General features: G+C 63.3%; 18 protein-coding genes. 8 read left to right on the plus strand and 10 right to left on the minus strand.

The features are described from left to right. Position 1: 1 nt before the first annotated feature. The 8 genes from dpdD to dpdE are packed head-to-tail and all read right to left on the minus strand — an operon-like array spanning position 2 to position 17,322. On the minus strand, positions 2 to 1,978 hold the full coding sequence (gene dpdD, locus C6I20_RS08005) for a protein DpdD (protein ID WP_162891211.1): 1,977 nt from the start codon (positions 1,976 to 1,978) through the stop codon (positions 2 to 4). After that, positions 1,978 to 2,490 carry a phospholipase D-like domain-containing protein DpdK gene (gene dpdK / locus C6I20_RS08010; protein WP_118395474.1) on the minus strand — a complete coding sequence of 171 codons (513 nt, stop codon included), beginning with the start codon at positions 2,488 to 2,490 and terminating at the stop codon, positions 1,978 to 1,980. The genes dpdD and dpdK overlap by 1 nt, the downstream gene beginning before the upstream one ends. Next, positions 2,487 to 6,911, minus strand: a complete 4,425-nt coding sequence (gene dpdJ, locus C6I20_RS08015) for a protein DpdJ (protein ID WP_162891213.1) — start codon at positions 6,909 to 6,911, stop codon at positions 2,487 to 2,489. The genes dpdK and dpdJ overlap by 4 nt, the downstream gene beginning before the upstream one ends. After that, the gene (locus tag C6I20_RS08020) at positions 6,908 to 7,597 is read right to left on the minus strand and encodes a hypothetical protein (RefSeq protein WP_118395476.1); all 690 of its coding nucleotides are present in this window, start codon (positions 7,595 to 7,597) and stop codon (positions 6,908 to 6,910) included. Before C6I20_RS08020 ends, dpdJ begins: the two co-directional genes overlap by 4 nt. Then, a complete protein-coding gene (gene dpdH, locus C6I20_RS08025; RefSeq protein WP_118395477.1) occupies positions 7,590 to 10,589 on the minus strand; it encodes a protein DpdH in 3,000 nt (999 codons plus the stop codon). Before dpdH ends, C6I20_RS08020 begins: the two co-directional genes overlap by 8 nt. Then, entirely contained in the window at positions 10,582 to 11,508 is a 927-nt protein-coding gene (dpdG, locus tag C6I20_RS17090; protein ID WP_371682664.1) for a protein DpdG, read from the minus strand. The genes dpdH and dpdG overlap by 8 nt, the downstream gene beginning before the upstream one ends. Continuing rightward, positions 11,508 to 14,081 carry a protein DpdF gene (dpdF, locus tag C6I20_RS08030; RefSeq protein ID WP_305765017.1) on the minus strand — a complete coding sequence of 858 codons (2,574 nt, stop codon included), beginning with the start codon at positions 14,079 to 14,081 and terminating at the stop codon, positions 11,508 to 11,510. The genes dpdG and dpdF overlap by 1 nt, the downstream gene beginning before the upstream one ends. After that, on the minus strand, positions 14,074 to 17,322 hold the full coding sequence (dpdE, locus tag C6I20_RS08035; protein ID WP_118395479.1) for a protein DpdE: 3,249 nt from the start codon (positions 17,320 to 17,322) through the stop codon (positions 14,074 to 14,076). The genes dpdF and dpdE overlap by 8 nt, the downstream gene beginning before the upstream one ends. Before the next feature lie 261 nt (positions 17,323 to 17,583). Here dpdE and C6I20_RS08040 point away from each other — a divergent pair, with 261 nt between their 5' ends. From C6I20_RS08040 to C6I20_RS08065, 7 genes are read left to right on the plus strand one after another with little or no spacing between them, the layout of a single operon-like run. Further along, positions 17,584 to 18,270 (plus strand): response regulator transcription factor, encoded by a 687-nt coding sequence (locus tag C6I20_RS08040; RefSeq protein ID WP_118395480.1) that lies wholly within the window; start codon positions 17,584 to 17,586, stop codon positions 18,268 to 18,270. After that, entirely contained in the window at positions 18,267 to 19,616 is a 1,350-nt protein-coding gene (locus C6I20_RS08045) for a HAMP domain-containing sensor histidine kinase (RefSeq protein ID WP_118395481.1), read from the plus strand. The genes C6I20_RS08040 and C6I20_RS08045 overlap by 4 nt, the downstream gene beginning before the upstream one ends. Positions 19,617 to 19,673: 57 nt before the next feature. Further along, entirely contained in the window at positions 19,674 to 19,994 is a 321-nt protein-coding gene (locus tag C6I20_RS08050; protein ID WP_118395482.1) for a hypothetical protein, read from the plus strand. Next, positions 19,991 to 20,902, plus strand: coding sequence for an FAD:protein FMN transferase (locus C6I20_RS08055; protein WP_118395483.1), 912 nt, complete (start codon positions 19,991 to 19,993; stop codon positions 20,900 to 20,902). The genes C6I20_RS08050 and C6I20_RS08055 overlap by 4 nt, the downstream gene beginning before the upstream one ends. Then, positions 20,902 to 21,498 carry a ferric reductase gene (locus C6I20_RS17095; protein WP_162891218.1) on the plus strand — a complete coding sequence of 199 codons (597 nt, stop codon included), beginning with the start codon at positions 20,902 to 20,904 and terminating at the stop codon, positions 21,496 to 21,498. The genes C6I20_RS08055 and C6I20_RS17095 overlap by 1 nt, the downstream gene beginning before the upstream one ends. Beyond that, positions 21,495 to 22,748, plus strand: a complete 1,254-nt coding sequence (locus C6I20_RS08060; RefSeq protein ID WP_162891219.1) for an NADH-ubiquinone oxidoreductase-F iron-sulfur binding region domain-containing protein — start codon at positions 21,495 to 21,497, stop codon at positions 22,746 to 22,748. Before C6I20_RS17095 ends, C6I20_RS08060 begins: the two co-directional genes overlap by 4 nt. Next, positions 22,745 to 22,945, plus strand: a complete 201-nt coding sequence (locus C6I20_RS08065) for a ferredoxin (protein WP_118395485.1) — start codon at positions 22,745 to 22,747, stop codon at positions 22,943 to 22,945. The genes C6I20_RS08060 and C6I20_RS08065 overlap by 4 nt, the downstream gene beginning before the upstream one ends. A 2-nt stretch (positions 22,946 to 22,947) precedes the next feature. Here C6I20_RS08065 and C6I20_RS08070 read toward each other — a convergent pair whose 3' ends face one another. Together C6I20_RS08070 and C6I20_RS08075 are read right to left on the minus strand one after the other, a co-directional pair. Then, entirely contained in the window at positions 22,948 to 24,441 is a 1,494-nt protein-coding gene (locus C6I20_RS08070; protein WP_162891220.1) for a serine/threonine-protein kinase, read from the minus strand. A 70-nt stretch (positions 24,442 to 24,511) separates the two neighbouring features. Then, a complete protein-coding gene (locus C6I20_RS08075; protein WP_162891221.1) occupies positions 24,512 to 25,492 on the minus strand; it encodes an FhaA domain-containing protein in 981 nt (326 codons plus the stop codon). A 70-nt stretch (positions 25,493 to 25,562) separates the two neighbouring features. On the opposite strand from C6I20_RS08075, the gene C6I20_RS08080 reads away from it, so the two are divergent. Then, complete coding sequence (locus C6I20_RS08080) at positions 25,563 to 26,291, plus strand: hypothetical protein (RefSeq protein ID WP_162891222.1); 729 nt, start codon at positions 25,563 to 25,565, stop codon at positions 26,289 to 26,291. Positions 26,292 to 26,301 lie beyond the last annotated feature (10 nt).

Here is a 26,301-nt window from a genome sequence, read left to right on the forward strand (position 1 = left end):
GTCAGGATCTAATTTGGTCAAGCGCGCTCACAGCAGCGCGCAAGAGCGAGGCTGACCCAGCGCCGTCGGCCTCGAATAGAGCAGAATCAGCGCGCCTGTGTGTCTGGATGAATCCCGTCGCTGCGTGCTTTGCGCATCTCGTTGCCATTGCAACTGCATCGGCGCTTCGGCACCAGGCTCGAAGTCGCTCGCTACCCACCTTGTCGTGGCTCGTTCGAATAGTGACTCCCGGCGCAAGTACTTCAACCTGCGCCTTCGTACGGCGAAGCACTGCTTCGTCCAGAGAATAGATGAGAAGAGTGCCCGTCCCTCCGAGTACCTCGTTGGTTGAAGCGTCCTCGTCAGCCCGGGTTGGCCACTCCAGGGCCACGCTCAGTTCCGAAGAAAGCGATAGTGCGAAGCGCGCAAGGTCGTCATCGAGCCTGACCGCGTGTGCGTTGAGCGGAGCTAGTATCGACCAGGCGCACGCTGTTCTCGCATGGGTGTCGGGCGACGACGAGCGGGCGAGAACGTCTACGAGATCAAGGGCTAGCACTGCTCGCTCCGCACCGACCCATCGAGGCGCCTCCGCCGCGATAGCACTCAGCAATCCACCGTAGTCACGGGCGCTGGGAGCACCTCGTAGGTAGATATCGAGCAGTGCGGTGATCCCGCTGAGATCTGCCGGTCTGAAGAACTCGAAGAGCAAACCCATCTCGATCAGCGCGCGCGCGGACCTCCAAGCGGGTTGTCCATAGTCGTCTGAGTCGACGAGTGGTCCGACGAGGCGCCAAATCATCTCCGACTCAGCATCGGTCAGGCCACCTAGCAATTGGGCAATCTGTTCGTCGGACTCCGCTGGAGGAGTCCACTCCTGCCACTCAAGAGACCCGAACACGTTGCGCGCCCCCCCGAGGCGCAGTGCGTGAATCCAGTCAGTCCAGCTGGCGACAACGGATTCGCTCGTCTCGACTACTTCATCCTGGGCAGGCGACGCCGGTTCGCACTTCTCCGACTCGACGCTTGCGACCTCCGGGCTGGGCGTCCTCTCAGAGGCGTCGTTTAGACCAAACAAGGCCGCGTACGCGACTTCGTCTGCTTCCCACTTGATAGCAGTGAGGCTTCGCGAGTCTCCACGATGGTGCGCGAGGAGACCAGCGAGAAGTCTGCCGCTCGGCGAGAAGTTGACGTCTCCGTGCCAGAACAGGCGCTGGAGGTCTAATTCTGATTGTTCAATCTTGGCGAGCGCGTCGGGGAGGGTGTCGGCATTCAGATTCTCGGGCAGGTCAGTTGTGCGGAAAGCGTGCGTGACGTCCGCGCACACTGCCAATGGAGCGTTCGATGAGACCACGTCGATGATCTCGGGAAGGCGTCGCAACTCATCCATCCTCCCCAGACGACTCAGCCGATCGATCTTCAGGTAGCTCAGATTGAAGCCCGACAACCCACCCAGCGCCCCGATCTCCTCGAGCAATAGTCCGGATTCCGACGAGAGTCCGGACGCTAAAGCAACCTGAAAGTCTGTGAGGAGACGGGCGACACCGCGTTGTTGCTGCTGACCCTCCCTGGACTGCGATTCGGTAAGCAACGCAGCCAATCGTCTAAGTTGCGTCCAGCCCGCAGCCTGTCGGTCGCGACGGAAGCGAAGAATGAACACGCGCGCGAGAGGGTCGAACTCGAGGATCGCCTTTTGTGACGGATCGTCGCCTCTGAGCGTGGAGACCTTCCCGTCGAACGCCCCGAAACTCGAACCGACGAATGAACGAAGATACGTCGCCGTCTTCGTAGTCTCAGAACGAGGACACATGACGTACGCATCCACTGGTTGCCCGCTGCCCGCTTGATAGGGGAGAATCACCGTCTGCTCGACCCGCTCGTCCCCTAGGGCACTGAGGTACATTGCAATTCTTTGGCCGGCCGGCGAACTGGGATCGAGGCCCTCCCAAGCGACATTTCTCCCGCTGAAGAACCGTTCCACGAACTCTGGCTTACTGAGCATCAACGGCCCCATCGTTGACGGAACTCGAGGCGCGCACTCGCCGCCGTCGGAACGTCCCAAGTAAATGTCGTGGCCTCGTCGTTGCGGAGGAGTCCGTTGTATGTAAAGTTCATCGATCCGGAGATGACCCAATCTTCGCCGCACATTGTTTTCTCGTGAAGATCATCATGACGCGTGACCCGCAAATCGAAGGCCGTGCAGCCCCGCTCCAACTGACTGACGAAGGTATCGTTGTGCTCGTCGTTCCGAGTCACGACGCGCAGTCTTGTCCCTCGAGTCGCCAGCATCGAGAGTATCTCTGACAGGCGATACCCTCTGCTTGCCGGGTCAAGTAGGAAATCGTCGAAGGCTCGCGCGCTGTTGTCAAGCACTCGCACGTCTGAGATCCAGGGCGAAATTAGCCAGATCTCCTCACTCGCCTCAAGTAGTTCCGATGTCAACACGGCCTCGACTAGCCCGACGACCCCTGTGTTTTGGCGGCTGGACCGAATCGATCGTATCAATCTAGTCATGCGACTACCTCACCCAGAACAATCCGGATGATGATTTCATCGCCGCTTCGTTCAACTCTCGAAACGGACGGATAGAGGCGAAGGGCGCCTCGGTCGACGGCCGTCGCGAGCAGTCGCCTCAGCGCTGCAGCACCGTCCCTGCGAGCGCTCGTGCTGCAGGCAATATCGACCTCCGCGAACTGGGCCAACGCTTCCGTCACAGAGTCCACCCAGCCGACCGTGTCGACGCGAATTCGTCGAACGTCCTCTCCGAGGATGCTCGCTGCGAGGAGTCTGTCGATCAGGACGTCCTTGGCGTATGGGTTGTAGTGGTCGAGGGCTTTGGATCTCGAGTAGGAACCGCGCTCCCACAATAGAGAGTAGATCTGATCGAGGCTTAGCCCGGACGACCCGGGCACAGTCACTTTGTTGGTTGCGACGAGGTAGGCGAAAGTTCGCGCTTCGACGTCGATGCTCCATCGCTCCTCCAGAGCGGCCCACCTCGTGACTAGTTCAAAGAGAAGGAGATCTGTATCCCGGTTGCCACCTGCCCGGTTTAGTCGGGAATTGAAGGCCGCTACGGCACCATGACGCGGCGGCCCGTCAAGCCGCTCCCAGGCCGCTAGGAACCCGTCAAATCGAGTAGACAATGATAAGGACGACTGCTGGTCTCTCAACACTGTCAATGCAGAAGCTATGTCGCCTCCGGGCCGTGATGCGATATCGCTTAGCACTCTGCGAAGGGTGCTGTCGTTCGCCTCGTTCTCGGTAGGCCCAAAGGCGCTTCTCAAAAGCGCCCAGAACCTGTTCTGATCGACAGAAACCGATGTCGCCACTGCTTCAATGACCCCAAGGCCGCCACTAGAAGTCTCAGACACCACGATCTGGAACGACTCAGAAAGCGGATCGTTTTGGTCGACGTCGACGACCAGGTCCCCGTCCATCGCCGTCGGCACAGTTCCCATAACTGCAGCCTTGAACGCCGCCGCCACCGTGTCCCTGAATGCTTTTCGTACGAGTGGATCTGTGGCAGGGCGATCCACCCAAAGTACCTCGGCCGCCTCGTCTACTGCAGTCCGAACGATCGGTATCGACGCAAGGGTTTGCAATCGATCGATCAAAACGCCTTGCGGGGTCTCGGTTGAGTCGTCCTCAGTCGACCGATAGAGGCCGCCGATCGTCTCGGCGAGGTTGCGTGCCCACTTTCCGTCTGCCAGTGCCGCAGCAGCACCTGCCGGAGTCGCAGTCGATCCCGACATCTCAACGGCCATGAGCGTCAGAAACACTTGCCGTATCCACTCTCGCTGGAAGTCGTCGACGTCTTGCTCCAGCCGTTCGTCAGTCGCGATCAGGTAGCCGAAGACCGCGGTTCGCCACCGCCCGGATGTTGCATAGGTCAGGAACCCGGTATCACCTAGGTCTGGCATGGTGACCGTCGCTACAAGGGCGTCCGCTTCGAGCGAGAAGCCGAGAGCAGCAGGCTCGCCATCAGCCGTAAACCCAATCGTTCGACGGGTCCTACCTCCTCCACTGCGGAGATTGATCTGATAGCGCGAGCCAATCGCGAATCGCCGAACAAGAACCGGTGAGCCTGCGGCGTGAGTGTCGAACGCTAACTTCGAGATGCATCTCAGCCAGTCTTGTTCAGGGACAACTGCTGATAGTTTGCTGTGCTCACCCCGCTCAATCGCAGTGCGCCATACCGGACTCCCGTTCGACGAATCGAGTACGTCTCCATCAGGTTCGACCAACTCGACGTCGAGTGGCCGCAACACTTGATACAGGTTGCCGTCGACCGTCCACTCGCCTTCGGGTCTGCCTGCCGTGACGAATGTTTCCAAAGCCAGCAGATCGTGTTCGCCCGGGTCGACCCAGGCACGCTCATACGCCGAACCGAATCCAAAGCGTCGGCTCACACGCCCCGGGGCACACTCGCGCAGCGCGCCAGCAATGTCCATCACAGGTTGTCTGTCGCCGAACGGCAGGTGAAGTGACACATCGGGGACGCTGAGCGGTCCGAACAATGCCTCGGTGATGAATTCCGGGAGAAGCGCGCCCGGTCGCGCGCTGGGGTCCTGCTCGACAGGCAACCAGTTGGTCTTGAGCCTCCGAACCATGGTCGGTATCAAACTGAGAAACAACGATCGCGGCTCAGACCACAGGATCTCAGTGGCCTCAGATTGGGTGATTTGGAGTCGCTCAACTAGGTAGTTGGCGAGTCGATCCTGTTCGGATTCCTCGTCAAGAAGGCGCTCCAGGAGTCCGACGATAACCCTCTGACCCGTAGAAATCGTGGTCGCCGCGCTGCGTGGCACTTTGAGAACGGATCGACTATCGACCGTCATCGAGGCGTTCAGCGAGAGCCAATCCAGCAGTGCGTGCGCTCCTTGAATTTTCAGCACATACAGATTACCTAGCGGTAGGTGCTTTGCTGCGACGTACGGATCAAACAGATCTTCGTAGGCCATGTACGCCTGACGGTCTCGACCGAAGTCGGAGAGCGTCACAACGGTGACGGGCCTCATTTCCGCCGTTCGCCCCGCGCGTCCCATCCGCTGGATGAAGCCCGCTCCGTTGTTGGGCGCTTTGTGTTGCAGGACCAGTCCGAGTTGGCGATCGTTGAAGCCGACTTCCAACGCCGAGGTGGCAACGATGAGGCTTGCGCTCTCATTCACGCCGGTGTCCTGCGAACTGGTTCTTCCAATACGCAGAGCCGTGCCCGGTTGTGCTTCATCCAACCGATGTCCGATCTCTTCGACGAGATCCCAGGATTGGCCGGCTCGATATCGAGATAAATGCAAACTTGCCGATCGAGATCTGAGGGACGCCAACGGGGCTACCCGTTGCAGTCCGCTACGGCTCTTTTGTTGCTCGCCCTCGGCATCCCGCAGATCGTTGAACAGTCGATTGGTGACGTCGAGATCGTCTGTGAAGACGAATCCTCTGGAACCGAAGATGCCGCCGTCGCCTAGCGGTTGCATGATTCGGCCCCACAACATCGCGGCCTGAATAGTTGTAGACAGGACGCCCGCTCCGGAGGTGGCACTGCTTCGCACAACAACTGAATACTGCCGCCCCCGGGCCTCAAGTTCAGTCGCGGAAGGCTCAATGTACTCGACCAGGTTCTCAGGAACACCGGTCAGAGATGAGAAGAAGCGCGGCGCGTCTTGGAGGGTGGCGCTGAGGCCAACAAAAACGGGGGCGCGCTGACCCCGCGACCGAAGCGCCTGAGTCCAACGTCGAATCATCAGGGCCACCTGGGCCCCGTGGACGTCACTGTACGTGTGGGCCTCATCGAACAAGACAAACCTCGGCGCCTTGGAGTCTGTCCAGGACAGCAACTTTCCAAGATCTCGACTGGTCGAATTGAGACTCATCATCTCAGTTGTCGTGAACAGGAAGTCTGGCGGAGTTGCGGCCATCGTCCTGCGAGTCAGCGCGACTGTGGTGACTTCGTGCGAACACTCCAAACAGTACAAGATTTCGGTGCCGACCAATCGATCCTGATCGCGCCAAACGAGGTCACTGCCGCAGTTTGTGCACGGGAAGTACGGGACCACATGACCCGCACCAACACGCCGCCAACTGCCGTTGCCCGGTTTCGCGTCGAAATGGAATCGACTCTTTGAATCCCACGGCGTGGATCCGTAGAGAACTCCCAAACGGAGCTCCCTTCTACCGCTTCTCGAGAGGACTGGATTGATGCGCTCAACGGCATTCAGAGCCTCAAAGGCTTGGTCTCTGAGGAGTTCGTTTCTCGGATAGATCGCGAGACAGGCGGTAGACGTCGATCCGGTGCCTGTCTCAGACGCCACGATCGAGAACGCTGGCAAGAAGAATGCCACCGTCTTTCCGCTACCCGTGCCTGCTCCGATGACAACAGCTCGAGATACGCGGGCGCGACTCGCTCCGTAGATCGCTCGCAATGAGTCTTCCTGAAATTTGGAGAGTCTGAACTCACCGATCAAGGCGTCGGCCACCTGACGTTCAACATCCGACAACTCGTACTTCTCATTGAGTCGTGTCATCACCTCCTGAAGGTTGAGATTGCGTTTCGGGTACAGGCGCGATCGCACGTCGAGTCTGAAGTCACTGACAAGTTCCTTCCCCGAGTTCCACCAGCCTTCGGCCGTCGCAGATCTTGGAAAGAGTTGACGCAATGAGACCGTCAGCCGGAGTGCTTCAGCGAGGCGGGAACGAAAGAAGCGAGGGGTCGTTGCCGGGACGTGGTGGACATATCCGCGTTCCGTCAACCATTCGAGCGCCTCGTCAGCGCTGAGGCCGAACTCATTCCGAGACACAAGGCACTGGTCAAGGGTGTCGAGGACGTCACTCTCTGGGGTCGACACATCAGTCATACCCCACTGCAAGAGAGGAAGTTCGAGGTCCTCGACGGCGCTTAGCAAAACATTCGCGAGGTCGGACCCAATCTCAGTACTCATGATGCGCCCCACACGAGGGTCACCTGGCGGGCAATCTCAGCAGAGGAGCGAAGGGTCTCAACTTCTTGTGTGGAGAGGTCCGCCAAATGAATCCCGCCTAGTGACAAACGTTCAACCAGTTCGAGGACGTCGTCATCACCATCCGGGAGCGCGTCGAGACTCTCGAGGATTCGATCGTGAGCCCGTTTGAACAGACTGATGTCTGACAGGCTTGGCGGCTTCTGCCTCCTCAGTTGGCGAAGTTGCTCAATACTTCTGTTGACGTCCGTACGATCTGCAGCCTCGAGGAAGGCCACCTTCGCAATCGGCAGTTCATCGATCCGGGAACTTGCCCAAGCGTCCCAATTGCGCAGAAGGTCCTCAACGGCCCTACTTCGGATGCCTTGAAGTCTGCGATCTGCATGTCTGATCGTCAGCGCCGAGGGCAAGCCTGCGCTTGCATTTGACTCGAACCTGGAAAACTCCGCAGCGATCGCCGAACCGAAACTGATGTCAATTCCTCCAACATTCCTTAGAGCACGCAAAGACCTTTGGACATTCTTCATCTCCGCAATGGTCACTCTGATCTCATCGATTCGCTGCTGCGCTGCTGAGGTCTCGTTGTTGGCCTGTGACGCTGCTGCGATCTCGCGAGAGTCGGCCGCCAGACGACGAGCGAGATGAAGGATCGACTCGGATTCAGGCATCTGAGACACCTTTCGCAAGTGCACGCCAGTCGTTGAGCAAATGTTCCAAATCCGACGTCGCAGAACTTCCGGATCCCCCAAGACCTTGCCGGGCGCGATCCAGGCCGTTGTGCAGCCACCCAGAACTGCGTCCGAGCGCTGACTCCAGTTCGATCAGGTCCATCCCACGGTCCACACATGCGACTGAGAAGGCTGCCGATGGGTCGTCGCGGGCAGTAGAGAGGTCCCGCTCCAGTCGCGTGATACTGGCGCCGTCGACCTTGGACAATCGACTGATGTCGTTCTCGATCAAATCCGGAGCGGCAGCTAGTAGTCCACCTGGCACAGCGGCGGTGTAGGCACCGTTTAGAGCAGCGACCACCTCACTCAGGGTCTCACCCTGATGGAACATCGTTCGGATGGAACTCGCCATCGTCTCTAGTGACCGCAACTGATCATCAACGGTGGCCTCGATCGTGCGGATACTTGCAGCGGCCTTGCGTGCCCAAAGCGGGATACTCTCTTGTGACCATTCCGAGAGTTGGTTCTTCGCAATGCGTCGCACGAGCGGCAGTACGCGCGCCGCATCGATCGCTTGAACCCTGCCAGTCTTTCCTTGGCTTATGCCTACTCTGTCGCGCAGATCAGAAATGAAGGCAGGCCGTTCTTGAAGATGCCTGGCAGACTGCGCTTGCCACGCAGGAATTCGGAGGTTGGCATCCGCCCGGCGCCAGCCGATTCCATCGTCGAATACGGCGCTGAGAATGTCATCGGTCGAAGGCTTCAACCCCAGTCGACCTGCGATCATCGCGCCTCTGAACGAGACCTCCACAGCCGCCTGGAGTTGACTCTCTTCAGCGGATCTCTCGCGAACCACCATCTGTTGAAGAGCGGCCGCGTGCTGTTGAGCAAGGTGGTCCAGACGCGCGAGCGACTCCACGCTGACGCCATCAATGCCCTCGTTCACTCTAAGGAGATCTTGGAAGAACTGTGCGTTAGTGCCGTTTCGCTTGAACTCGATGAGGGCTTTGTGTCCTTCTCCCAACTGGTCCGCTCCCCGCGAACCTTCGATCAGGATCGTCAGAGAGTTGGTCTTGGGCCACGCACGGTCAAGCACAGCGACAGCCGGCTCTTTGGCCAGCGGATCCGTCCACCGTGCCTGCTCGATGACTGCGGCGCGGACGATGATCCTGATTCTGGCTTCAATATCTTGGGGAAGGGCACCGCCTCGTGACGCCCAGTCCTCCACGACCTGCAACTTTTTCTGTAGCGCGTTCGGTACCGGAGAGTCTGGTTCGTCTACCAGCCCCGGAGCGGGAGGTGGCGGATTCGGATTGGTGGTTTCTACATCCAGTTGCGAAAGAGTAAACGCTTGATGGATCCCTCGTGCGAGATTCGTCAACTCGTTTGGCCCGTTGCCCCAAAACTCTAGGAGCAGTTTGCGCCGGTCCGGTTCTTCATGATCAAGTTCCTCAATCTGCGTTTGCACACTGGTCGAGAGTCCCGAGACGTGATTTGAAGTAGGAAAGTCCTCGCGGAACCGAGTACTGGGGAAGTCGCCCGATTCGATCTCGTCGTGGAACTCGACAAGAACGTGGCGGAGTACCCCACCAAGCGCAGTCCTCGGATTAAACGCACGTCCTTGCCCATTTGACGTGCGAGAGCGGACGCTTCGGATCAGTGCCGAGGCGTTGAACGGGTAGAGGCCAAACCCTTCAGTTGAGGTGCCGAACGATGTGTGACACACGTCCTCGAACCGGCACGCGCCGCAGGCATTCGGGACGCTGCCGTTCCTCTCCCCGAGTTCCAGCGCATGGCGTCCCGTCCTAGCCGCGTTCAGGTAGCGTCCCACAAAGTCTGAAATCGCAGCGTCCGATACGTCCTCGCCAAATTGAATGTCGAGGTCGTACGCGTGGGGAACGCTGGCCGCTACTCGCGTGCGGACTGTGTCCTCAAGGCGATCGAAGTAGCCACTGGTAACCGCCATGATGGTCCGGATCGGAGCATAAATGGCTTGGCCATCCTTGACACCGGTTTCGGTGATGGCGTCAAGCAAGTCCCTCTGGACACCCTGGATCAGTGCGAAATCTTCAATCAGCAGGATGATCTCTTCACCACGGGCCTGCAAAATCTCCCGAATGCGAAGCATCGCCCTCTGGAGGCGGCCAATACCAAGATTCGCGGCCTCCATCACTGCGATGTCAAGGTTATCGTTGAGAAGGCGGACTGCTGCGTCCTGAAGGCCTGCATTCGCCGCCAGCACGCGGTAGATCTTTTGACTGGCAGCCGAAGCGTGAGTCACATCGGTGACATCAAGTGGCAGATCCTCGAGTCGAAATTCAAGAGGGATCTCAGACTCGTCCTGGCCCTTTCCTTCAAGGAGGTGCTTGGCCCGACGTGGAACGAGCGCGCCCGGTCGGAGCAAGTGCCCGCGGAAGAATGGATCGTGCATGAGCAGGTACAACCCGCGTACGTCCCCAACCAGCGCTCGCTCACTAGGAGTCTTCGGCGCTGCTCGCACCAACGCCTCCGCAAGGCTGTCGAGTAGGCGCCGTTCGAGCTGTTCCTGAGAGAAGTTCGTGTCAAGTCCTTCGGAAGATCGCCGCAAGTCGTCGAATTCTTCCCCCTCACTCCCGAGCAGCAACCTTGAGACGACGTCCGCAAGGCTAGTAGCCGTTTTAGGAAGGTAGATGACCTTCATCTGAGGAGAGGCTTCCAGCTTTTCGTGGATCCACCTCACGAGATGAGACTTACCAGTTCCCGATTGGCCGATGACCGGAAGGAGCAGCACGCCGTTGTTTGTCGCCCGCGACACAAAGTCCGCGAGCACATCAGCCTCAGTCACGTACGAACCTCTACCGCTGGACCCGCCGTCCACCAAGGCCCTTCTCCGAATTGCCAACGGCGCATGGGTGGCAAGAAAGACGCCTCGTGAGGGGCTGACTGCCTCGGTGCTAATCGTCTGCTGTGCACTCTCGACGGACCAGCATGTGAAGCGCGTGAATTCATCCATTGGATGCCTTGCCGATCGATACCGAGGAAATGCGGCGGAACGAAGGAGTGCCGCGCCGTTCGAAATCCAATAGAACTGAACTGCCAGCGTCGGACTTATCCGTAAACGAGATGAGCGACCCCATCGAGTTGACCAGCATTGCGTAGCTCAGGGTGATCGAGACTGCCGATGCTTCGTCAACTCGTCCGGATGCAGGAGAAATCCTGCCTCCTGGGAGCACTGGTATGAAGGCCAGAATCTGACCACAGAAATCCGTTGCCGCCACCTCGGTGCCAGGCGCCCAGAGGACTGCGATTGCATCAGCCACTGCGCGCGCGGGGTTAGAAATGAGCCCGGCTCCGCTGATCGATCGGAGACCCCTGCCTACTGTCCATCGCTCAGCGAATCCCAGATATTGCGCCCAGTGGACGAACATGTTCCATCTGTTGTCGTTCACAATCATTCTGCCGTCGACACCGCGAAGTGTTGGCCCCGTGCCTCTATCCGGAGCACCCCGCGACTGGGCCGTCTCCCAGGTCCAGACAGTGTCAAGAGGGCTCTGGGCAAGCAACCAACATAGGCCCCGGACCAGGTCGACGCCGCGTTCCTGCACTGAAACGTCCAGAAGACCTTCGTTGGCGCGATCGCTGAGAAGAGCAAGCCTTAATCCCCGCTTGAAAGCTGTTTCTGTTTTAGGCGGCGCTTCCGCGAATGCACCGCTGAATCTCAAAGCACCCTTCTCGTCATCCACAAGGAGACCCAAACCGACCATCCACTGCAGGGTCGACTGGGACCCGTCGCGCATTTGAAGTGAGGCCGGACTTATCCGCTCGAGTAGTTGCTCACGAGAACAACTTTGAGTGCCAGACAGGTATCGAGTTATCGCCCACATGATTTCGGGAAGCACCAACTGCCCTACACCTGCGTTCAACATCGCCATTACAACCTCCCGAGTGCTGTGCGTAACGACATTTGGTTGGACACCAAATCAACATGATTGAAGTCGGGGTTGTCGATTCCCCTGAGGTTCTCGCCGAAGCAATAGACGGTTGGCAGACCGTCTTGGAATCTATCGACGAGGCCGTCCGGAAGCGGGGCGCCCTCCGCCGAGTGTACGTAGACGAGTGGCCCTTCCTGCGTCCACAGCGACTCACCACTCTCGTTGAAGATCATCGGACGTCCGGGGGCCAATCGCTGAATCTTGCGGACCTCCTCGGCATCGAGCGCACCTATGAATGCGGGTATGCAACGCCGCAGGATCGATGCCAGCAGAGTGGGCAGATTGATGCGACGATCGGCAACGTCTTTCCACCACACGCCCATCGAAGTTTCGGGTCTCGACAGCAGGGGGAGCATCCCTGACCCGAGGAGTCCGTTGATGTTCGGATCCGGGTCAGGAGGCCGAGCATAGAAGCCGTCAGTGATCAGTTGATGATTACTTCGACACCAGGAACATCCGCGACACGCCCGTTCTGTAAGAAGGCCGCGTCGAGGACTGTAATGCGCCGCGAGCGTCGAACCAATGCACTCGCTTGCGTTGGTCATTCGAATCAACTTTGCGAACCCCTCCTCCTCCAGGCGCCGGAGCACGTCCGTTGCGGCCGCTACACGTTCGCGCCAGTGGCCCTCGTCGCCGGCGAGGCCATCGAGAAGGGTCACGTCCAGACGGGACCATGCGTCCTTGTAGAAGGTCTGCAATGCCTCTTCCCGTTCGGTCCTTGACTGCCCCGGCACCGCATCGGGAGGGCCCGCCTGGCTAAGTCTGATCAACTTCGCACGTGCCATGAGGTTGAGAGTTCTCAGATTCCACTGAGCACTCTGCATAAAGCCTTCGGAAAGATAGGGCGGCAAACTGTTCAGATCCAACGAAAGAACTCGGGCACTCTTTTGAGTTGCGTTCGAGCGCATCACATCCCAACGCTTCCAACCCTTCTTCGGCGAGATGAGAGTGGTGCGCGACATGCTTCGTGCCGTGCGGAAGTCTTGGTCAGTCCAATAGGCGATCCCCATCGAGGGAAGACCGTCGCGCCCAGAGCGGCCAACTTCCTGGTAGAAACGATCCAGGGTTTCGGGCACGCAGGCATGTATCACCGTTCGTACCTCGGAGAAGTCCAACCCAAGGCCGAACGCAGACGTCCCGACTACAACGTCATACGACGTATCGATCAAGCGACCATCTGAAGCCTGTCCGCGCCAACCTTCGATAGCCGCGCGCCTATCACTCTCCGTGGACTCTCCGGTGACTAGGGCGACGCGACTCAAACCCCGCTCACGAAGCATCGAAGCCATAGCCGCAGCGTCGCGGACCTTAGTTGTGTAAACGATAAGCGGTCGTGGAGCACACATGACCGCCTCAAGAACCCTCCCGTCTCGTTCCGAGTCGTCCAGACACGAATTCGCGAAGAACGCCGGTTCGGTCCGAAGCGCTGACCCCCAGATGACCCCCAGCGCACCATCGCTGCCGGCAAATAGTGTCTCGAGAGTCAGAAGGTGGCGCTCGCCGATCGTCGCGCTGAGCATCAACGTGACCGGTGCATTGGCGCCGGCCCGCTGAAGAAGCACCTGCCTAAGCCCGGCCAGGCTCTGGAACTCCGGTCGAAACTCACTCCCCCAGTCCTCGACCAAATGGGCCTCATCGATCACGAGTGTCCCGAGTACACCGTCTTCTGCTGCAGCGATGAGTGACGCGCTCAGTCCAGTCACGACCGCTTCGGGCGACGCGAAGACGATCCTTTGTGTGCCTTCGCGAATATCGCGCCGAATCGACTCTTTGACCGCGCTATCGAGGGCACCTGTATAGGCGTAGCGGCCCGAAGGGCTGCCATCTCGCCTTCCACGGAAGAAGCCTTTGGTGCGACGCTCCATGTCGAGCGCAAGAATCACCGTCGGGACAACCACGACAGTGACCGAGGCGGGCGATTGCAACATTCGAATCCAAGCGATTGCCGTCTTGCCGTGGCCCGTCGGGAGGACTACCAAAAGGCTATCGCCCGGCGAACTAGATGCGACGGCACGTGCTGCCTGCTTTTGTGCGGATGATTGGTAAGCCGAGAATCCGAGTAGGTCGGACCAGAACGGATCGGCCGGGACACTTTCCAATCTTCTCCTGGACGAGGACTGGCCTAGTCGGTATACGTCGTCCAACTGATCAGTGGCTTCCGTCCGCGACTCGTCCGGAGCGATTCCTGGCAACCACGCATCCGCGACAATCTCAAAGTGGTCGCCCGTCCTAGCTACCCGACAATGGGCTTCGGACCATTCCTGAGACGAGGGGAACGGAATCGCCCGTTGAACTCGCATCGACATTGCGCGGCCCTGCACCAGCGATTCCTCGAGAAGAACCTGACGAGCGAGCGATACGAAGTCGGTTGACGTTGCCGACCCGGATATGAGCCCCCCCAGACATGTCCGGGAACGACGCTGCGCCCCGGTGCCTAGTCCATTTTCGGGGGCGATCTCTGGCCATCGCAGGATTCGATCCTGCAGATCCGCGAAACCGTCGAAGTTAATCAAATGACTGACCTAGCGCTACCGGAGAACGAACTATGCAGGACACAGCAAGCACTCGAACCGTGGGTTGCTCGATTCCTTCCCGAAGCGCTGAAAGCAACCTATGGTCGAGGACCAGCCCTTCCGTATCGCTCACCAGCCTTCCGGCGGCAATTCGGCTTTGCGCCTGTGCACGCAATACGACGGTCTCCGAAACCGCACGATCCGACGCCTCAGATAGTGCAGTCTGGATCTCGTCTCGTTTGATCAGTGCGTCGTTGGCCGAACTTGCGGCCGACTCGAGAACCGAAGGAAGTGCGTCCTCCCCTCCGACTATCGACGCTAGCTCGTCGAAGCGACTACCGCTCAGATTCCGATCCCCCGGCGAGTTTCTGTACGGCGCTTCAAGCCAACGAAGACGACGAGGATCGAGGACCTCGGCTCCAGAAAGTGCGTTAACCCAAACTGTTGCGTGGATGGGAGCGAACGCTTGGTTGGCTCGCCGCTCGACCGCTCGCAGGGCTAGGTCGGACCCGTCAGTGAGAGCCACAGCAGTTTCCGTGTCCGCCTCGATGAGAAAATCCATCCCGAGGTAAACCTCGGGGTCAGTGCCAACAGTCGAATCAACACGCCAGTGCGCCGAAGCCTGGCCCCGGTCTTCAATTCTGAGGACATCCCACAATCGATCAATCAGGGGATTCCCAACACGGAATACACGGGCACCCACCTGCTTCATTGCCGCCCACCGATCAAACGTCCCGCGTCGCGTTTCTGGCACGACGGTTTTGATCCGATTGAGCAGGATCGGACTGATCAGCGGCTCAGCCCTGGAGTCGCCTATTTCGATCACTCCCCCGCGTTTCTGAACTACGCCCAGACGTAGGCCTTGCTTCGAGGCCACGAACTCCATCGTCGGAGACTCGATCGACCGCCACTCCAAGTCAACCCGGAGGAGGTCCCTGAGAATATTCCGACGACCGGACGCGAATGCGGCGCTCTGCTCGAGAGCATCCATGAGTTCGTTGTCTCTTGTCGCCTCAACCAGCGCACTACTGATCTCGTCCTGGACGACGGTGGCCGCCTGTGTTCGATCCTGAAGCGCGGCTCGCCAAGCCACCTGTGTCAACCCATCGGCCGAGTCTTGCAGTGCAGATATTGATTGACTGAAGACGCCAAAGGCATCCCGAAGGAATAGAAACCACACGTCAAGCGCAGACACGAGTTCTTCTGGATTCGAGCCTACAAAGTGCTGTGTGGCAGCGGAACCAGAACCGTAGCGATCGACTCGGCCTATGCGTTGCTCCATCGCGTTCGCGGTCCTAGGGAGTCGAAGGTGGACTACAGCATCCGCCACCTGGAGGTTGCGACCGTCCTCGGCCGACGAGTCCGCGATCAGCACACCACCGTCCCGCCACTCGGCGATCGCTTGCTCGGACGCCTCAGACCCTTGCAGAACTGAATGCAAATAGAACTTCGCTCTTGGGAAACGGCCGCGAAGAACCGCCGCCAAGTCGGGCGCCAACACCCCGGTGCCACAAAAGATGATTGCTCGCCTACTCGCACGGAGCACAGGAATCATCGCCGCCACGTGGTCCTCCAGGCCATCGGTCGAAGCGACGGCACGAAGTTGCTCAAGGAACACCATTTCCCCGTCAAGTAACGGAGCCCGGAGAAGAATCTCCTGTTCGCGCAAGTCCGGAACCGCTTCCGCCCTTCCGGTCGGCAGTCGCAATCGCGTCTCCAGGCACGCCACGAGATCGTCGATCGGCCCGCCCACCTTGGAAGTCAGGACTGAAAGCAGATCCACGTAGGGCAGCAGATCCTCGATGTAACCATTGTCGGCAGCGGCAACGGCGAGATCTGCCCACTCTCCAAGTACCTCTCGCCCAACTGAGTGCTCATGGCCAGTTGATTCAATCAGTTCAACACTTGCTCGACCAGTCACCTCGAACACTGACTCGAGACCTTCGACGTCGGCGGTTTCCGTAAGCACCACGCTTCTTCTACTGCGGATTACACGGCGGTGTAGCCGATAGGTCTCGGAAAGGTGACCCTTAAAGGCTTCGACATCGCAATTGAGGTCTGCCGGCAAATACCCTGGCCTGAGGTCCCCCGCTGCATCCAGTCGGAGCAAGATTTTATCGGCTAGAGCAGCTGCCCGGGCATCCTCCGGAAGCAGCGCAAGTACACCTCCGATCGCGTCCGGAAGTAGAAACGGAAGATCGGAATCTATCGAAAAGGCTGCCCTGCCCAGTTCTTTTCGAATGGCCAGCTTGGCGCGGAAGCCTTCGAGGTCTTGCCACCGGTAGACGTGTGGATCCAAGAGATGAAGCAGTCCGAGATGAGTACTCTCGCGGCGCATGATGGGGGTCGCGCTCAGGAGCAGCACGGACTCTGACGAATGACACAGGGACGCGAGTTCTCGGTAGGGCGACGCCGACTCGGTGACGCCATCAATCAATTGATGCGCCTCGTCGACTACGACAAGGTCAAAGCCGGCGTATTCTGCCCATCGCTCAGGGGTCTCATGGGCGGAGATCCGCAGTGTCTTCTTCGGAAAATCTCCCACGAAGAACTTGTCGGTAAGTTCGGCGTCCCACTGGCGTCGTAGGACATCAGGTGCAATGACAGCAATCCGAGAATTCGGCTTGTCGATAAGACGTTGCCGAATGACGAATCCCGCCTCAATTGTCTTGCCCAACCCCACCTCGTCAGCCAACAGATACCGCTGGACAGGGTCGGCGAGCACGGTCATGGCTGCAGCAACCTGATGGGAATGGAGCTCCACACCTGATGACAACAGCGATGTTGCCCCTGCGCACGCGGACCATTGATCGACGAGCGACCTCATCAGTGGCGCTCTCGCATCGCGGAAGTAAGGTGACTCGTTCCCACGCGCGATGAGTACATCGAGCGGGCTCAAGACGGGCCTAGTCCATCTCACAAACAATCGGTCTTCCGAGACCTTTAAGTCGTAGTCCGAGTTTGGTAGTCGCACGAAATATAGCGGCGGATCGCCACCGACGACTCGGCCAGCACGCCAATGTCCAAGCCCGTCCTTAAAAAAGACTCTAGTCTGGACGGCAAGTCGAAGCCGTTTGCACTCGCTGGCTTCAACCCACTCTGACGCGGCAACTGGCTGGGCGATCGACTCAAAACTGTCTACTCGAACTCGCGAATCCGTCACGGCGCCTACACGACCGTAGCCATCTACGCAAGGATGTCCGACGACGTTGCCAACCTGAAAGCTAGTGCCCACACCCATTCATGCCCCCACCCCGACGGAAGTTCCTTCCGCACCATAGCTGTGTGGAGCCGCCTATGTGAGATGTTTTCACCACTTCAGTGACTAGGGTCGTGAGACACAGCAATTCGGCACTTGGGACGATGGCACTTACAGCAGGATCATTGTCCGTTGTATCTGCGAACGGGTGAGCCTCTTAGACGTTCATCTGCCGTTTTCACCACCCGGCCTACAAGAGTCAGCCACCGGTCCTCGCAACAACCCCACAGCTACGCTCACGTCATGACACGCATCCTCCTCGTCGAGGACGACGACGACATCCGTGAGGCGCTGACCCGCGCGCTGGGTGCCCAAGGGGTGACGGTCGCGGCGGTGGCGCGCGGGTCAGATGCGTTGGGGCGGCTGACGGAGTTCGCGCCCGATGCGGTGATCCTCGACCTGGGCCTGCCCGATCTGGACGGGTCGGACGTGCTGGCGATGATCCGGTCGCTGAGCGACGTGCCGGTTTTGGTGGCGACGGCGCGGGACGACGAGCGGCAGATCGTACGGCTGCTCGACGCCGGCGCAGACGACTACATCATCAAGCCCTATTCCGCGGCCCAGGTGCTGGCACGCGTCCGGGCAGTCCTGCGGCGGCAGGGCCCCGGAGCAGACGAGGCGCCGACCGCGCTGCGCATCGCCGACCTGGTCATCGACCCGCAAGGTCGCGAAGTGCGCCTGGCTGGCGAGCTGCTGGTGCTGACCCGCAAGGAGTTCGACCTGCTGCTCTATCTCGCGCAACGACCCGGGCAGGTCGTGTCCAAGGACAACCTGTTGGCCGACGTGTGGAACCTGCCGTGGGGCGGCGGCGACCGCACCGTCGACGTCCACGTGTCGTGGCTGCGGCGCAAGCTGGGTGAGTCGGCGGCCGAGCCGCGGTTCCTGCACAGCGTCCGCGGTGTCGGCATCAAGCTGGTGGACCCGTCATGACGCTCAGACGCCGCATCCTGCTGCTCGCGACTGGTCTGACCGCGCTCGTGCTGATCCTGTTCGCGGTGCCGCTGGCGATCGCGCTCAAGCAGTCCGCCTCGGACCGCGTGGTCCGCGAGACGCAATACATCGCGCAGGGCGTCGCCGACTATCTCAGCACCAACTCCTACACCGCGGCGCAGACCGCCAACTACGTCACCCGGGTCAACTCGCGCACCGACACCGCGATCACGGTGCTGCTGCCGGACGGCACGTCGATCGGCGCGAACCTGCCCGACGACGCCCCCAAGCCACCTGACGGCGACGGCGACGGCGACGGCCCCGCCGACAAGGACGATGACGGTCCCGACAAACTCGGCGCGGTGTCCGCGGCCAGCGTCTCGCGCACGAGCGATGGCTGGATCGTCGACATCCAGGCGTCCAACTCCTCAGGCCGCGCGCTCGTGCGGGCGTACGTCGACGACGACGCCGTCGACCACGAAATCTATGAACGGTGGTCCATCATCGCTGGCGGGGCCCTGCTGCTCCTGCTGCTCGCCGCCCTCGGCGCCGAGATCGTGTCCCGCCGGTTGACCCGTCCGCTGGTCGCGACGGCGCACACCGCCGGGGAGCTCGGCGCCGGCCGGCTCGACGCCCGCGCACCCGTCAGCGGCGCACGCGAGATCGCCGAGGTCTCGGTCGCGCTCAACGTGCTCGCCGACCGCATCGAGGGCCTGCTGGAGTCCGAGCGCGAGACCATCGCCGACCTGTCCCACCGCCTGCGTACGCCGATGACCGCGATCCGGCTCGACGTCGAGGCGCTGCCCGACTCCGAACGCTCGCGCGAGCTGGCCCGGCACGTCGCGGTGCTCGAGCGCACGCTGACCGCGGTCATCAACCACGCACGTCTGCCCCAGGCCGATCGGGACGACAGGCGCTGCGACGCCCACACGGTGGTGTCCGACCGGGTCGCTTTCTGGACCCCGCTCGCCGAGGACCAGGGCCGCGAGGTCACCCTCGACCTGGATGCCGGTCCGGTCGAGGTCGCCTGCACCCCCGAGGAGCTGACCGCCGCCCTCGACGCCCTGATCGAGAACGTCATCGCCCACACCCCCGAGGGCACTCCCCTGCACGTCGTGCTGACGCACACCGAGTCCGGATGTCGGCTCGACGTCATCGACCACGGCACCGGCATACCGCTGGGCGCGACCCGGCGCGGACGCAGCGACCGCGGCTCGACCGGCCTGGGCCTGGACATCGCCCGCAGCTGCGCGGAGTCGACCGGCGGACGCATGGACGTGCTGTCCAACGAGGACGGCACGCACACCGTACGGCTGGACCTTCAGGCTCCGCACAGCGCGATTTGACCTGCATTTGATCTTGCGCTGAGGCGCCCGTGATGCGCCGGCGACGAGGCTGGAGCCATGAAGAACTCCACCTCAGGATCTCGCGCCAACCTCGTCACCAGGTCACGCAAGCAGTTCGCTGCGATCGCCGCATCCGGCGTCGTCCTGGCCGGCGCCCTCACCGTCGGCGCCGCCCAGGCCGACACCCCCACGACGACCGACACCGGCACCTCCACCGGCAGCTCGAACGACGACTCGACGTCGACGGGCACGACCAGCACGCCGGACAGCTCGAGCTCGTCGGTGGACTCGTCGCCCTCCACCAGCTCACGGAGCTCGGGCGTCACCAGCCCCGACAGCTCCAGCAGCTCCACCGACGGCTCGAGCAACGCATCATGAGCGCCTCGGCCATCTGGGACGACTGGTCCTGCCGGGTGCGGCTCACCGTGACCCGCGATGACGCACTCACGCCCGCCACCCAGCACCTGCGGTCCCTCATGGCCGAGGTGTCGGTCTGCGCCGACCGTTTCGCACCGCACTCCGACGTCTCCCGCATCAACGACGCCGCCGGACGACTCGTGCCGGTCAGCCGGCGCACCGTCGCCCTGATGGACATCGCGCTGGACGCCGCCGAGGAGACCGGCGGCGCGGTCGACCCGACGATCGGCGCCCACCTGATCCAGGCCGGCTACGAGGCCGACATCGAGCGCATCCGCGGCCGCCTGGTCATCCCCGGCCACACGCCGCCGCTGCCCCAGGCCGACTGGACCCGGGTGCGCGTCGACCACGAGCTGTCCCGCATCGGCGTCCCGGCCGGCATGCGGATCGACCTCGGCGCCACCGCCAAGGCACGCACCGCCGACCTTGCCGCGCGGACCATCGCCCGCAGCCTCGGCACCGGCGTGCTGGTCGAGATCGGCGGCGACGTCAGCGTCGCCGGCGACAAGGCCACCCCGTGGCAGGTGCTCGTCAGCGAGCAGGCCGGACAGCCGGGGCAGCGCATCGGCCTGGAGCACGGAGGCCTCGCGACCTCCTCGTCGGCGGGCCGTCAATGGCGTACGCCCGCGGGTGCCGCGCACCACGTCATCGACCCCCGCACCGGACGACCGACCACCGGCCCCTGGCGCACCATCACGGTGTGGGATCACAGCGCGGTGGCGGCCAACACCGCCAGCACGGCAGCGCTTGTCCTCGGTGACGAGGCCGTGCCGTACCTCACCGAGCAAGGACTCGCCGCGCGCCTGGTCGACCACCATGGCTCGGTCCGGGTCGTCGGATCGTGGCCCGCCGCTTCCCAGGCGGCGTGATGACGATCTGGTATCTCGCTCGCGCCGCCGGACTGGTCGCGCTGATCGCGTTCACCGCCTCGACGGTGCTCGGTGCCCTGGGATCACGCATTCCAGCCGGCACCGACACCGTCCGCCTCGATCGGCGCTTCCTGACCCAGATGGCGCACCGCTCGGCGGCCGTCACCGGGTTGCTGATGCTGCTGACGCACGTGACCCTGATCGTCCTCGACACGTACGTCGCGGTGTCGGTCGGCGGCGCGCTGATCCCGTTCACGGCGGGCTTCCGTCCGCTCGCGCTCGGCGCCGGCACCATCGCGGTCTACCTGTTCGTGCTGGTCGCGATGTCCGGTGCCCTGCGCGGACGGCTCGCGACCTCGGCCGCGGCGGCCCGCCGCTGGCGTGTCGTGCACCTGTCGGCGTACGCGGGCTGGGCACTGTCGATGGGCCACGGGATCTTCTCCGGCACCGACACCGGCACGTGGTGGTCGACCGCGATCTATGTCGCCTGCGGACTGGCCGTCGCCATCGCCCTGGTCGTCCGGTTGCGCTCCGAGCGCACCCAGCGCTCCCTCCCGCTCACCGCCGCCCGCAGTCTTGTCAGGAGCTCCTCATGACCGTCATCGCGATCCACCCCGACGTCGCCGCGAACCCCGGCATCCACGTCATCGGCACGCCCCGGCTGCTCGCCGGCGTCATCGAGCTCGGCCGGGTCGATCACCGCCACCACCTCGCGCTGCACGGCGCGCCGCCGTTCCGGCGTCGCATCTGGCTGTCCGACGCGATGCGCGAGGTCAACCTGCTGGGCCGCGGGGGCGCCGGGTTCCCGGTGTCCACCAAGCTCGACGCGATGCCCGGCCGCGCGCATGCCACGGTGCTCGTCAACGGCAGCGAGAGCGAGCCGGCGAGCCACAAGGACCGTGTGCTGATGACCCACGCCCCGCACCTGGTGATCGACGGCGCGCTGGTCATGGCCCATGCGCTGGGGTCGCGACACATCGTCATCACGGTTCACGACCCTGGCGCGGCCGACTCGCTGACCGCCGCCTGCCTGGAGCGCACCGATGCCGACGACGTGCAGGTCGTCCGCACGTCCGACAGCTTTGTCGGCGGTGAGATCCGTGCCGTCATCAACGGCCTCGGCGGCAAGCCCGCCGTCCCCAGCGGTCGAAAGGTCCTCCCCCACGTCCACGGTGTCGACGGCCGGTCGACCTTCGCCTCGAACGTCGAGACCTTCGCGCACATCGCGCTGCTGGCCCGCCTCGGCGTGGCCGAGTACGCCTCCGTCGGCGCGACCACCGAGCCCGGCACGAGCCTGCTGACCGTGATCGGCGACGTCCCGCACGCCGGTGTGGTCGAGGTCCCGAACGGCATGCCGCTCGAGGTCCTGCTGCCGGGTCCCTGGACGCCGGTGCTGGTCGGCGGCTATCACGGCACGTGGGTCGCCGACCTCGCCGGACTGGCGGTCGACCGGGGGGCCCTGCGCGGAGCCGGCTCGCCGCTCGGCGCCGGTGTGATCGCCCGCCCCCATCCCGGCACCTGCATCGTCGAGGAAGTCGTGCGGGTCGCGCGCTGGCTCGCCGCGGAGTCCGCCGGTCAGTGCGGGCCGTGCTTCTTCGGCCTCCCCGCCCTGGCCGACGACCTCGCCGCGATCGCCGCCGGAGCCGGATCTGCCCGCGTCGCCGGCGCCCACCGCCGGCTCGACCTCGTGCGGGGCCGCGGTGCGTGTGCACATCCCGACGGCTCGGCACAGTTCATCGGCTCGGCGCTCGACGCGCTCGCGCCCGAGCTCGCCATCCACGCCCTGCACGGCCGGTGCGGACTGCCCGCGTCGGACGTCCTGCCCCTGCCAGGAGGAATCTCATGACCACGATCGACCTCGACTGGACCCGCTGCGACGCCCACGGCCTGTGCTCGCGGCTGCTGCCGGAGAAGATCACTCTCGACGAGTGGGGCTTCCCGATCCTCGACGGCCGCGAGCTCGACCCCGAGCTCGTCCGCCCGGCCCGCGCCGCCGCCCTGGCCTGCCCGGCCCTCGCGCTGCGGGTCAGCCGCAAGGCCTGAGGTCAGGCCGCCAGCGGATAGACGGCGAACAGCAGGACGGCGGCCGCGGCACCCACCGCGTACGTCGTGGACTTCAGCGCCGCACCGAACCGCGGTCGCAGCCGCGTGATCGCCCGGAAGCCGAGCATCGCCGCCGCGAGCGGCATCAGCAGCCAGGCCACTCCCCACGCCGAGAACACGTCGTCGGGCCACTTGATGCCCGACGCCTCGGCGATGCCGGCCACGAGCAGGACGTACCACGGGGCCAGCATCGGGATCGATCCGCGCAGGCCCGCGCCGGCGGCCATCCGCAGCCCGGACCGCATGGGCCGGTCGACCCGACGTGGAGACATCGCGGTGCCCTTGTCCGGCCCACTGATCGCAGCGAAGAACCCGCGCCGGCGCACCAGCAGGTGGATCACCGCAATCACGGCGGCCACCGCCCACCAGTCCCCCGCGTGGGTGTCGTCCCACGCCGACGGGCGGTAGTCCAGCGGCACGAAGGCGAGCGTGACCCACACCAGTCCGGGCAGCAGCGCGATGATGAACGCACTCAGCGCGAGGCCCGTGGCGTACGACTGGAGCCGGTCCCACCCCGTCGCGAGCGGCCCTGCCGGGGTGGCGGCAGCCGGCGCGATAGCCGGACCGGGGGCCGGGGCAGCCGGGGCGGCCGCGGGGCTGAGGTCGGCGGCGGCCAGGCCATCGAGCATCTGCGCAACACCCTGGTAGCGCTGATCCGGGTCGATCGCCATGGCGCGCTGCACGACAGCGGAGAGGGACGGCGAGACCTCCGGCGCGTACGCCCGGGGGTCGGGGCGCGGCTCGTTGCGGTGAGCCATGAGCTGGGTGGCCATCGTGCCCGCGAACGGAGGCCGGCCGGTCAGGCTTTCGTACAGCAGGCAGCCCACGGAGTAGATGTCGCTGCGCTCGTCGGACCGGCCGTCGAACTGCTCCGGTGCCATGTAGTGCGGGGTGCCGGCGACAGTCGCGGTCGCGTCGGACGCAGCCCGGGCGATGCCGAAGTCGACGATCTTGATCGCACCGCCGGGCGTCACCAGGACGTTGGCGGGCTTGATGTCCAGGTGCAGGATGCCGGCCTGGTGGCACGCAGCGAGTCCTTCGAGCACGCCGCGGACGACGATGACCGAGCGCAGGCTCGGCCCCTGCGTCGCGAGCAGGTCACGCAACGACGTGCCCTCGACGAGCTCCATCACCAGGTGCGGCGTGACCTCACCGTCGCCGTCGGCCATGTGCACGAGGTCGTGCACCGTCACGACGTGCGGGTGCGAGACCCGGGCGAGCGTCGCGACCTCGCGGGTGATGCGGCGCATCGCGCGCGGGTCGTCGGCGACGAAGTGCGAGAACCGCTTGATCGCTACCTCGCGCTGCAGCTGCCGGTCACGGGCCCGGAACACAACACCGTGGTTGCCCGCACCGATCCGCTTCAGCAGCTCGAAGCGCTGTCCGACCGGCACGGTCGCCGGCGGCACCGGGGACGCTGCACGAGGATCTGGCATGTGACTGATCCTCCTGCTCGGGGTCCGCAAAAACGTCACCATGACGTTACGTCGTGCAGGTCCATTGTTCCTAGTGGCGCGAAACGTCCTGCGGGTGCACCGTGCCTGCGGTGTCCAGCGAGACGATCACGCGTACGCCGGCGAGCCCCACGACCGAGCCCGGGTGCACCGTCGTCCACGCGTCGCCATCGATGCGATGACCGTCGACGGTCGTGCCGTTGGTGCTGCCGAGGTCCTTGATCTGCCATTGAACGCCCTGCGCCCGCACCGCCGCGTGGCGGTACGACACCTCAGGCTCATCGAAGGGCACAGCGCTCTCGGGCAGGCGACCGAGCACCGCGCCGGAACGTCCGATGGTGTGCGGCGTGCCGTCGCGCTCCAGCCGCAGTCCGCTGGCGACATTCATGGTCGGTGCGGAGTCGGCGAGGTCGGGCACCAGCGCAGGGAAGTTCATCGTCGCGTCGGGCCGGACCGCAGCGGGCGGGACCTTGGCCGACCGAAGTGAAGGGTGCTGGACCGCTGCGGGGGGCGCGGCCGCGTCGGGCACGGCCTCCCAACCCACCGCGGGGGTCGACGTGCGCTGCCCCGGAGCGGCTCGGCCGCTGCCCCGGGCCGGCGGGATCCAGCCGGAGCGCAGGCCCGGGTCGACCTCGACCGTGACGGTGACCCGGTCCGGCACCGCCCAGCCTGCGCGCTCGGCGTGTGCGGCGTAGAGCCGGGCGCCGTCGTCACCGAGGCGCTCGAGGTCGCCGTCGGGGTCGAGCCGCTCGAGGTCCTCCGGGGCGACCCGCACGGTCAGGTCGCCAAAGGCCAGGCGCTCGCCGCTGGGCATCACGACGTGCTGCGCGGTCAGGGCCTTGACGAACCGGCGCCGCAGCACCGCCGACGACCCCGTGGGGTACGACACGAGCTTGGCGGCGACCTCGGTCGCGGCGGCCTTCTTCGAGCTCGTGCCGAAGATGCTCTGCGCGACCCGCAGCGCGACGTACACGGCCGCGACGAACACGACCAGGATCAGGAAGTTGAAGGTCAACGACGAAAGAGTGCCCATGGCATCATCGTCAGGGTCATGGCGGCTCAGGTCGAGCCGCCGCGGAACGCATTCCACCGAGGAGCCCCGGTTGCTGCACATCGCCTGGTCGGCCGGCGATCAGTACGCCGGTGAGGCCGTGGTCGAGCCGGGGTCGGCCTTCATCCTCGCGCGGCGGATGAACCTGCCGGAGCAGCAGCGCCTCGTCGCCGAGACGATCGACGGCACGACGTACGTCTTCGTGCGCCTCCCGTACGTCAGCGACCCGGCACTGGTCGTCACCGCGACGGCCGGGCAGCCGGTCGTCCACCGCGGCCAGCGGGACAACGGCGCGGTCGTCGAGCTGACGTCCCCGTTCGGCGGCTCCACGACACCTGCGCCTGGGCAGAAGATCTCTTTGACCGACAGCGGCTCGCGGATCGAGCTGCGCTTCCCCGATCTGACCTTCACCGCCGTCGTGACCTTCGCCCTGCCGCATGCCGCTGCCCCGGACTCCGGCACGGTCCAGCTCGGCGTCGACTCCCTGCAGGACAGCGATGCGTGGCTCGTCGGCGCGATTGCGGTCGCGCTCTCCCCCGAGCACGGCGTTGTGGCGCACGGTGATCTCAAGCGGGCCTTCGCCCTGTGGCGCGGCATCGACGAGCCCAGCGACGGCGGCTTCGACCGCAACGTCCTGCGCCCGGCGATCGAGTCACGTGGGCTCGAGCTGCCCGGCCCCCGGCTCAACAAGATCGTCTACCTCGTCGACCGCTGTCGCCGTACGTCGGAGTTCCCGGCCCGGCTGCTCGACGACGTACGGCAGCGCCTCCAGACCCTCTGAGCGGTGCAGA

The organism is Aeromicrobium sp. A1-2 (assembly GCF_003443875.1).
Lineage (GTDB): Bacteria > Actinomycetota > Actinomycetes > Propionibacteriales > Nocardioidaceae > Aeromicrobium.

Bases quoted from the DNA above. Each gene is read 5' to 3' on its own strand.
- C6I20_RS08020 (WP_118395476.1), bottom strand. From the start codon at position 7,597: ATGCCTGAATCCGAGTCGATCCTTCATCTCGCTCGTCGTCTGGCGGCC.
- C6I20_RS08040 (WP_118395480.1), top strand. From the start codon at position 17,584: ATGACACGCATCCTCCTCGTCGAGGACGACGACGACATCCGTGAGGCG.
- dpdD (WP_162891211.1), bottom strand. From the start codon at position 1,978: ATGCTCAGTAAGCCAGAGTTCGTGGAACGGTTCTTCAGCGGGAGAAAT.
- C6I20_RS08045 (WP_118395481.1), top strand. From the start codon at position 18,267: ATGACGCTCAGACGCCGCATCCTGCTGCTCGCGACTGGTCTGACCGCG.
- C6I20_RS08050 (WP_118395482.1), top strand. From the start codon at position 19,674: ATGAAGAACTCCACCTCAGGATCTCGCGCCAACCTCGTCACCAGGTCA.
- C6I20_RS08070 (WP_162891220.1), bottom strand. From the start codon at position 24,441: ATGCCAGATCCTCGTGCAGCGTCCCCGGTGCCGCCGGCGACCGTGCCG.
- dpdG (WP_371682664.1), bottom strand. From the start codon at position 11,508: ATGGCGATGTTGAACGCAGGTGTAGGGCAGTTGGTGCTTCCCGAAATC.
- C6I20_RS08075 (WP_162891221.1), bottom strand. From the start codon at position 25,492: ATGGGCACTCTTTCGTCGTTGACCTTCAACTTCCTGATCCTGGTCGTG.
- C6I20_RS08055 (WP_118395483.1), top strand. From the start codon at position 19,991: ATGAGCGCCTCGGCCATCTGGGACGACTGGTCCTGCCGGGTGCGGCTC.
- dpdH (WP_118395477.1), bottom strand. From the start codon at position 10,589: ATGGATGAATTCACGCGCTTCACATGCTGGTCCGTCGAGAGTGCACAG.
- C6I20_RS17095 (WP_162891218.1), top strand. From the start codon at position 20,902: ATGACGATCTGGTATCTCGCTCGCGCCGCCGGACTGGTCGCGCTGATC.
- C6I20_RS08065 (WP_118395485.1), top strand. From the start codon at position 22,745: ATGACCACGATCGACCTCGACTGGACCCGCTGCGACGCCCACGGCCTG.
- C6I20_RS08060 (WP_162891219.1), top strand. From the start codon at position 21,495: ATGACCGTCATCGCGATCCACCCCGACGTCGCCGCGAACCCCGGCATC.
- dpdJ (WP_162891213.1), bottom strand. From the start codon at position 6,911: ATGAGTACTGAGATTGGGTCCGACCTCGCGAATGTTTTGCTAAGCGCC.
- dpdE (WP_118395479.1), bottom strand. From the start codon at position 17,322: ATGGGTGTGGGCACTAGCTTTCAGGTTGGCAACGTCGTCGGACATCCT.
- dpdK (WP_118395474.1), bottom strand. From the start codon at position 2,490: ATGACTAGATTGATACGATCGATTCGGTCCAGCCGCCAAAACACAGGG.